A 628-nucleotide genomic window follows, 5' to 3' on the forward strand; every position below is an offset into this window, starting at 1 on the left:
GGAAAATAATTTAAGTCCTGAAGATAGACAAGGTATAGAAAATGCTGTGCTTGCTAAAAAAGATATAATACCGGATTGGATAGCAAATTTTAATAGACAAGATATAGAAGACTTACAAGATAAAACTCAATATTTGCGGGATACTGTAGATAGATTAAAAAACACCGTAAATTCCTACTCCAAGCAATATCCTACTTTAGAACCAATAGCAAGAAAAATAAGAATAATAACCAAACCAACAGAAAACACTTTAAAAATTATGGATTATTCTTTAGAATATGTCCTTAATGGCGAAAGGTCGGTAGTTATTAAAGCTATAGCTGAAGGGGTTGAAACTATTGTTTATACAGTTGGTATTTCTGCGACTGCAATTGCAGCTGGAATTGTGAGTTTGGTTGGTATATTATGTCCAGATTCAGCACCTTTGGTAGCATTTGGTGCCTTTGTAATATTCACTCAAGGAGAGGAGCTGAGTTACTATATATCACAAAAAGCTAAAGAAATAATAATAAATTTTTTAAATCCAAAAATACAATATTTTCCACAAACTATCCATCTGGGCAATGGACAATATTATAAAAATGATAAAAATATAGATGAAATATTCAACAATATATACGAAGTTCTT

The 628-nt window shown here is 30.6% G+C and carries 1 protein-coding gene; it reads left to right on the top strand.

Annotated elements, in window-relative coordinates; genetic code table 11:
- Positions 1-628 (top strand): hypothetical protein (locus H2277_RS09110; RefSeq protein WP_337201978.1); only part of this gene is annotated, 628 nt, incomplete at both ends.

The organism is Campylobacter sp. W0014 (assembly GCF_020135975.1).
In the GTDB taxonomy this organism is placed as follows: domain Bacteria; phylum Campylobacterota; class Campylobacteria; order Campylobacterales; family Campylobacteraceae; genus Campylobacter_D.